Here is a 7,911-nt window from a genome sequence, read left to right as displayed (position 1 = left end):
CGCCGACCGCACGGCGAGATCCCCGCCGACCGCACGGCGAGATCCCCGCCGACCGCACGGCGAGATCCCCGCCGACCGCACGGCGAGATCCCCGCCGACCGCACGGCGAGATCCCCGCCGGCCGCACGGCGAGCCGTGGCGTGCCGTGGCGAGCCCAGGAATACCGCCCCAGGCTCACCACGTTCTGGCCCGCAGGGGGCGCTCGCCTCCCCTACGGGATCCGTTCGCCCCCGCCCTAGTGGACCTCCCCCAGGACCCCCTACCGGATCTCTCCCAGCACCCGCAGAATCGCCGCCTCGTCCTCCGCGCCCCGCAACCGTGCCCGGAAGTCGCCGTCCATCAGCTTCCGCGACAGCAGCGCCAGGATGCGCAGATGCTCATCCCCGGCCGCCTCCTGAGGCACCGCGATCATGAAGACCAGCTTGGCGAGCGTCCCGTCCAGCGAACCCCAGTCGATACCCTCCGCCGACCGCGCGAAGCCGACGACCGGAGCGGTCACCGCATCCGTCTTGGCGTGCGGGATGGCGATCTCCTCACCGAGCCCGGTGGTGCCCTGCGCCTCCCGCGCCAGCGCCACCCGCACCAGCTCGTCCACGTCCGCCACCCTGCCGGTGCCGGCGGCCAGCTCGGCCATCTCGCGGATCGCGGCCTCCTTCTCGCCGGCTACGAGCTGCCGCTTGACGGTTCGCTCCGTCAGATAGCCGGACAGCACCTCGGTGCCGGACGCGTCACCGCCGGTACGGGCACCGGCATCGGCACCATCCTCGACGCCCCCATCCCCGGCGCCCTCACCAGCACCATCCGTACCGTCCTCGCCGACGGCCCGCGCACCGGCCGGCACCGCCGCCCCGGCCGTACGAGGCTCCGCCGCCACGCCGACACCGGCCGCGCTCCCGCCGCCGGCACCGACCCCAACAGCCACCGGCCCCACCGCCGAATCACCAGCAATGTCAGCAGCGGCAGAAACACCAGCAACACCAGCAACAGCGGCACCGGCCGCTGCCGCCCGTCCCTTCCTCCGCTCCGCGACGTCCACCAGCGTCACCGTCGTCAGCGCCGTCACCACGGTCCCGATCACCACGGCGAGGAAGAACATCGGCACCCCGCCGACCGCACCCAGCACCGCCACGATCGGCCCGCCGTGCGGCACCGCGTCCGTCACCCCGGCCATCCCCGCGACCGCACCGGCCACCGCGCCACCGAGCATGTTCGCCGGAATGACCTGCGCCGGCCGCGCCGCGGCGAACGGGATCGCGCCCTCGGAGATCCCGAACATCCCCATGAACAGCGCCGCCATGCCCGTCTCCCGCTCCTGCTCGGAGTACAGGCGCCGGCGGACCAGCGTGGCCAGGCCCTGCCCCAGAGGCATCACCGGGATCGCCGCGGCACACATGCCCATCACGGTCTGGTTGCCGGACGCGATCAGCCCCGCACCGAACAGGAACGCGGTCTTGTTGACCGGACCGCCCATGTCGAACGCGATCATCAGCCCGAGGATCGCGCCGAGCAGGATCGCGCTCGACCCGGTCATCCCGCCCAGCCAGCTGGTGAGGTGCGTGAACACCCAGGAGATGGGCTTGCCGATGACGTAGATGAAGAACAGCCCGAGCGTTGTCGTTGCCACGATCGGGATCACGATGATCGGCATGATCGGCTGGACGAACCTGGGGACCTTGACCTTCTTGATCCACTGCACCAGGTATCCGGCCAGGAAGCCGGTGACGATCGCGCCGATGAACCCCGCGCCCGCCTTGGAGTCGTACAGCGCACCCGTATTGGCTATCCAGCCGCCGATCATGCCCGGCACCAGCGCCGGCCGGTCGCCGATCGCATAGGCGATATAGCCGGACAGGACCGGCACCATCAGCGTGAAGCCGATGACACCCACGTCGTTGACGTGCTTCCAGAACGAACCGTCCGGGATCACCAGCCCGCCGTCGGCCTGCGGATGCCCGCCCAGCGCGAGCGAGATCGCGATCAGCAGCCCGCCGACCACCACGAACGGGATCATGTAACTGACCCCGTTCATCAGCGCCTTGTAGCCGACACTCCGCTCCTTGCCGCCCCCTGGCGCCCCGGCCGCCCCGGCCCCCTCGCCCTCGTGGACCGGCGCGCTCCGCACCCGCTCGATCAGCCGCTCCGGATGGTGAACGCCTTCGGCCACACCGACCGCCAGCACCCTCTTGCCGACGAACCGGCTGAGGTCGACGTCCTTGTCCGCGGCGACGATGATCCCGTCAGCCCCTCTGACATCGTTGTCAGACAGTACGTTCTCGGCCCCGATGGAACCCTGCGTCTCCACCTTGATCTCATGGCCGAGCGACTCGGCGGCCTGGGTCAGCTTCTCCGCGGCCATATACGTGTGGGCGATGCCGGTCGGGCAGGCGGTCACTGCGAGCAGCTTCAGCCCCTGCCCGCCCCTCCCCGCACCCTGGGGCGCCTCGGCTGGACTGGTCGTCACGTGGTTCTCCTTACGCACATGCGCGCCGTCGTACAGACGTTCCGGTGTTCGCGCGCTCCAGGCATCCTGCATGACGTCCCGGCCGGGGCAAACCCCCCTGACCGCCCGGCTTGCGGCGGCCGGGCCCCGCCCGCCGCCGCCCTCCATCCCGGCCGTCGGACCCCTGCCGCCGCGCCCCTCCGTGGCCGGGACCGCACCGATTCGGCCCATCCGGGCTGGGGTTCACTGGGCCGATCGGTGTAGATTCGTGCCCAGTGCCAGACGTCGCTGCTGATGGCGGTCGGTCGGCCCGCCCAGCGGACCGGCCGAGGGAGAGAGGGCCTCCGACGGACTGCGCTGCGGCCAGGGGAGAGGTGTGTCCGCTTCCGCGTACGCTCTTCCCCCAGCTCAAGCTGGGCCCCGGCCCGCGCCGCAGACTGCCAGCCCATCCACCTCGACGCTCGAGGAGCAGCCCGCATGACGACAGCAGCCACCGGCCAGGACTTCAAGGTCGCCGACCTCTCCCTCGCCGCCTTCGGCCGCAAGGAGATCACCCTCGCCGAGCACGAGATGCCCGGCCTGATGGCGATCCGCAAGGAGTACGCCGCCGCCCAGCCGCTGGCCGGCGCCCGCATCACCGGCTCCCTGCACATGACCGTGCAGACCGCCGTCCTGATCGAGACCCTGGTCGCCCTCGGCGCCGAGGTCCGCTGGGCGTCCTGCAACATCTTCTCCACCCAGGACCACGCCGCGGCCGCCATCGCGGTCGGCCCCGAGGGCACGCCGGACAGCCCCAAGGGCGTCCCGGTCTTCGCCTGGAAGGGCGAGACCCTCGACGAGTACTGGTGGTGCACGGAGCAGGCGCTGACCTGGCCGAACTCGCCCACCGGCGGCCCGAACATGATCCTCGACGACGGCGGCGACGCCACCCTCCTGGTCCACAAGGGCGTCGAGTACGAGAAGGCCGGCAAGGTCCCCGCCGTCGAGACCGCCGAGAGCGACGAGCACCGCGCCATCCTGGAGCTGCTCACCCGCACCCTCGCCGAGGCCCCGCAGAAGTGGACGAACCTGGCCTCCGAGATCCGCGGCGTCACCGAGGAGACCACCACCGGCGTGCACCGTCTCTACGAGATGCAGCGCGACGGCGACCTCCTCTTCCCGGCGATCAACGTGAACGACGCCGTCACCAAGTCGAAGTTCGACAACAAGTACGGCTGCCGGCACTCCCTCATCGACGGCATCAACCGCGCCACCGACGTCCTGATCGGCGGCAAGACCGCCGTCGTCTGCGGCTACGGCGACGTCGGCAAGGGCTGCGCGGAGTCCCTGCGCGGCCAGGGTGCCCGCGTCATCATCACCGAGATCGACCCGATCTGCGCCCTGCAGGCCGCCATGGACGGCTACCAGGTCGCCACCCTCGAAGACGTCGTCGAGACCGCCGACATCTTCATCACCACCACGGGCAACAAGGACATCATCCTGGCCTCCGACATGGCGCGGATGAAGCACCAGGCGATCGTCGGCAACATCGGCCACTTCGACAACGAGATCGACATGGCCGGCCTGGCCCAGCTCCCCGGCATCGTCAAGGACGAGGTCAAGCCCCAGGTCCACACCTGGACGCACCCGGACGGCAAGGTGCTGATCGTGCTGTCCGAGGGCCGCCTGCTGAACCTGGGCAACGCCACCGGGCACCCGTCCTTCGTGATGTCCAACTCCTTCGCGGACCAGACGCTGGCCCAGATCGAGCTGTTCACCAAGCCGGAGGAGTACCCCACCGACGTCTACGTGCTCCCCAAGCACCTCGACGAGAAGGTCGCCCGGCTCCACCTCGACGCCCTGGGCGTCAAGCTGACCGAGCTCCGTCCGGACCAGGCCGCGTACATCGGCGTCCAGGTCGAGGGCCCGTACAAGCCCGACCACTACCGCTACTGAGCCCGGGCGTGCTCACGGCTGATCAGCACCCCTGATCTCCCGGCGCACTCCCACAGCAACCGGTAACCCAGGCCCTCGCCACTCACGGCGGGGGCCTGGCCCGTAAGGACCCCGCACCCACCCGTCCCCCCACCTGCCGGCCACCCCACCCGCCGGCCGCCGCTCGAAGGACTGCACCCCCATGCCCCGCGGCCACTACTCGCTCCACGACCCGCACGACCACACCCCCCTCGGTGAAGAGCACTTCCACTGCGCCACCGGCCCCTCCGGCTGGCGCTACGTCTCGCAGATCACCAACCCCGCCGGCGACCACGTCGGCTCCGTCGACCTCACCCTCGACGACCTCGGCCGCCCCATCCGGCTGGAACTCCACGCCTCCGCCTGGCAGGTCCGCGGCGCCGCCCTGGACGGCGTCACCTGGGTACGCACCGACCCGACCGGCGAACACGCCACCGAAGGCAACGTCCCCGCCCACGCCTTCACCGGCGCGTCCCCCGCGTTCCTCATCGCGACCGCCCGGCTGCTGCGCCCCACCCTCGGCGGCGGCGCCATCCGCACCCGCCTCGTCGCCTTCACACCCCCCGTGCTCGCCCCCCGCACCCTCGATCAGTCCTGGGCCCTGCTCGCAAGCACACCACACGCCACTGACAACGCCCCCCTCATCGCCGACGAATACCAGGTCAACGACCTCGAAACCGGCGAGCAGCACACCGTCCACATCACCGGCGACGTAGTCCTCTCGGCGCCCGGCATCGAACTCGAATCCCTCGAATCACCACCGTCGACGTTCACCTGACCGCCCCGGCTCCACGCCGCCCCACCGTCCGCAGCCAGCGTCCGGCAGCCGCCCGACGCCCCGCCCTCGACGGCCGCGACCTCACACCGGCGGAGCGAACCCCGTACGCGGCGGCCGGCCACCCGAGTCGCCGATCCCCGAGCCATCGCCGCCCTCCCGAACCGGCGGTCCCACGACGTCCGCACCGCCGACGCCCGGTACCGACCCCCCGGCCCCCGGCACCTCGGCTCCACCTCCACCAGGCAGCGCCCAAGCCCCACCAGTCGCCGGCGCCCCGTCCCCGCTCCCCGCCACCACGGGTCCGAACGCCCCCGCATCCTCGACACCCCCCGCCGACGCACCAGCAGCCGACGGCACACCGGCCCAGGCCCCCGCAGCCCCGCTCCCGGGCGCGGCCCCAGCGGCCCCCGCCGGCGCCCCGAACGTCCGCCGCGCCTCCCGCGCCTGCCGCTCCGCGATCACCGCTCCCAGATACGCCGCCGGGTGCATCCCCGCCGGCCCCGGCACCCCGGTGAACCCCCGCAGGTCCTCCGCCAGCCGCCCCGCCATCGCCGCACCGACCTGCGGGTCCAGCTGCCCCATCCGCGCCAGGTACTGCCGTACGGTCAGCCACCACCCATCGGGCACCCGCGACAGATCCAGCGCCCCGAGCTCCGCCGCCAGCCAAGGAGGCGGAGGCGGCAGCGCACTGCCCACCTGCGCCGCGGGCATCCGCTCCCGGATGACCAGCGTCCCGGCGAACACGTCCCCCATCCGACGCCCCCGCGCCGAGACCAACGAGGCGATGGCCGCCACCACCCCCATCGTCATCACGATCTCGATGGCCCCCAGAGCGCCCCGCACCAGCGCATGCCGGAACCGGATTGGCCCGCCGTCGGCCCGTACGACCCGCAGCCCGCACATGACCTTCCCCAGCGAACGGCCATGGCTCAGCGTCTCGACCGCGATCGGTATCCCGACCTGCACCAGCACGAACGTCGCCACCGAGACCGCCGCCATCGCCGCGCTGTCCATCGAGGACGTCGCGCTCACCAGCAGCATCGACACCGCGATGTAGATGCTCCAGGCCATGGCCACATCCACCGCCACCGCCAGCCCCCGGCTCGGCAGCCTGGCCGGCCGCAGCCCCAGCACCACCGCTTCACCCGTTACGAGCTCACTCACGCCGCGCCCCACTCCTTCTCGATCCGCGAAATCCCGCCCACCCCGCAGCCGGACACGGCCAGTCTGCCAAGCTGACCCGGCACCCACCCACGGCGCTGCGAGGAGCGACCCCCTATGGACCTCGATGTCTTCATCACGGCACACCGAGCCGAATGGGACCGCCTCGAAGCACTCCTGCACCGCAAACGCCGTCTCACAGGCGCCGAGGCCGACGAACTGGTGGTCCTCTACCAGCGCACCACCACCCACCTCTCCCTCCTCCTGTCCAGCGCCCCCGACCCGGCGCTGACCAGCCGCCTCACCTCGCTCGTGGCCCGCGCCCGCAGCGCGGTCACCGGCGCCCGCAAGGCATCCTGGCGCGACGCCGCCCGCTTCTTCACCACCGCCTTCCCCGCCGCGGTCTACCGCCTGCGGCACTGGTGGATCCCCACCGCGATCCTCTCCACCGTGGTCGCCGCCCTCATCGGCTGGTGGATAGCCGCCCACCCCGAGGTCCAGGCGGCCATCGGCGCCCCGGAGGAACTCCGCGCCATGACCCGCCCCGGTGGCCAGTACGAGACGTACTACTCCAGCCACCCCGCCGCGTCCTTCGCGGCCCAGGTATGGACGAACAACGCCCAGGCCGTGGCCCTGTGCCTGGTCCTCGGCGCCTTCCTCGGCCTCCCCGTCCTGTGGATCCTCCTGCAGAACATGCTCAACCTCGGCGTAGGCATCGGCCTGATGTCCTCCGCCGGCCGCCTCGACACGTTCCTCGGCCTGATCCTTCCGCACGGCCTCCTCGAACTGACCGCCGTCTTCATCGCCGCCGGCATCGGCCTCCGCCTGGGCTGGACCGTCATCGACCCCGGCCCGCGCACCCGCCGTACGGCCCTGGCCGAGGAAGGCCGCACCGCCCTGGGAGTCGCCATCGGACTCGCCGCGGTGCTCTTCATATCCGGCGCCCTCGAAGGCTTCATCACCCCTTCCGGCCTGCCCACCTGGGCCCGCATCGGCATCGGTACCGCCGTCGAGCTGGCATTCCTGCTGTACGTCTATGTGCTGGGCGGCCGCGCCGTACGAGCCGGAGCGACCGGCGACGTCGACGCCACCGACCGCGACGCCACCCTCCCGACCGCCGCCTGATGTGCGTCGAGCCCCGCTGACCTGCTAATCTCCTCTTCGCCCCAGAACCCCGTTGACACGGGTAGCAGGGGGAGGTAGATTCGAACGGTTGCAACGAACTGGACAAGTTCATCTGCGACGGTTAGTCTCTCCTCCGCTTAGGCCGGAATTTCAATTCGGCGAAGCGCAACCGACCACTTACCGGAAGCCCCGGTCGATTTAATTCGACCGCAGCACTTCTGATAAAGTCGGAATAGCCAAAAGGCGAACCCCCTCCGACGGGGAATCGGAAACAAATTCGGACCGGCAACGGAACGAAACGGATCTGATAAAGTCGGAAAGGCCGAAAAGCGAAAGCCGAACGGCCGACCCCGCTCCAGCAGGGGGCCAGAGACGGAAACGGATCTGGTAAGGTTGGAAACGCGAAGAAGCCGAAAGGTGGAAACGCACCGGCGAAAATCGGAGCCGCAAGGAT

5 protein-coding genes are annotated in these 7,911 nt (G+C 71.0%); 3 read left to right on the top strand and 2 right to left on the bottom strand.

Going from position 1 to position 7,911, the window contains the following annotated elements:
* Positions 1–259: 259 nt before the first annotated feature.
* Entirely contained in the window at positions 260–2,392 is a 2,133-nt protein-coding gene (locus tag ACZ4NB_RS38410) for a fructose-specific PTS transporter subunit EIIC (RefSeq protein WP_467667699.1), read from the bottom strand.
* A 525-nt stretch (positions 2,393–2,917) separates the two neighbouring features.
* Between ACZ4NB_RS38410 and ahcY the strand changes: the two genes are divergently transcribed.
* Together ahcY and ACZ4NB_RS38400 are read left to right on the top strand one after the other, a co-directional pair.
* Complete coding sequence (gene ahcY, locus ACZ4NB_RS38405; RefSeq protein WP_467667694.1) at positions 2,918–4,375, top strand: adenosylhomocysteinase; 1,458 nt, start codon at positions 2,918–2,920, stop codon at positions 4,373–4,375.
* Between the two features lie 181 nt (positions 4,376–4,556).
* The gene (locus tag ACZ4NB_RS38400) at positions 4,557–5,171 is read left to right on the top strand and encodes a hypothetical protein (protein ID WP_467667693.1); all 615 of its coding nucleotides are present in this window, start codon (positions 4,557–4,559) and stop codon (positions 5,169–5,171) included.
* An 81-nt stretch (positions 5,172–5,252) separates the two neighbouring features.
* Here the strand turns inward: ACZ4NB_RS38400 and ACZ4NB_RS38395 are convergent, their stop codons facing one another.
* A complete protein-coding gene (locus ACZ4NB_RS38395) occupies positions 5,253–6,335 on the bottom strand; it encodes an RDD family protein (RefSeq protein ID WP_467667692.1) in 1,083 nt (360 codons plus the stop codon).
* Positions 6,336–6,449: 114 nt separating this feature from the next.
* Here ACZ4NB_RS38395 and ACZ4NB_RS38390 point away from each other — a divergent pair, with 114 nt between their 5' ends.
* Complete coding sequence (locus ACZ4NB_RS38390; protein WP_467667691.1) at positions 6,450–7,457, top strand: stage II sporulation protein M; 1,008 nt, start codon at positions 6,450–6,452, stop codon at positions 7,455–7,457.
* Positions 7,458–7,911: the final 454 nt, after the last annotated feature.

The sequence above is a fragment of the Streptomyces sp. NPDC026575 genome, assembly GCF_055567415.1.
Note: the sequence above shows the minus strand (reverse complement) of the source record. Positions and strands in the feature narration are given on the sequence as shown.

What these genes read in the sequence shown, in the direction of transcription:
- ahcY (WP_467667694.1), top strand. Translation starts at nt 2,918, where the DNA reads ATGACGACAGCAGCCACCGGCCAGGACTTCAAGGTCGCCGACCTCTCC.
- ACZ4NB_RS38400 (WP_467667693.1), top strand. Translation starts at nt 4,557, where the DNA reads ATGCCCCGCGGCCACTACTCGCTCCACGACCCGCACGACCACACCCCC.
- ACZ4NB_RS38390 (WP_467667691.1), top strand. Translation starts at nt 6,450, where the DNA reads ATGGACCTCGATGTCTTCATCACGGCACACCGAGCCGAATGGGACCGC.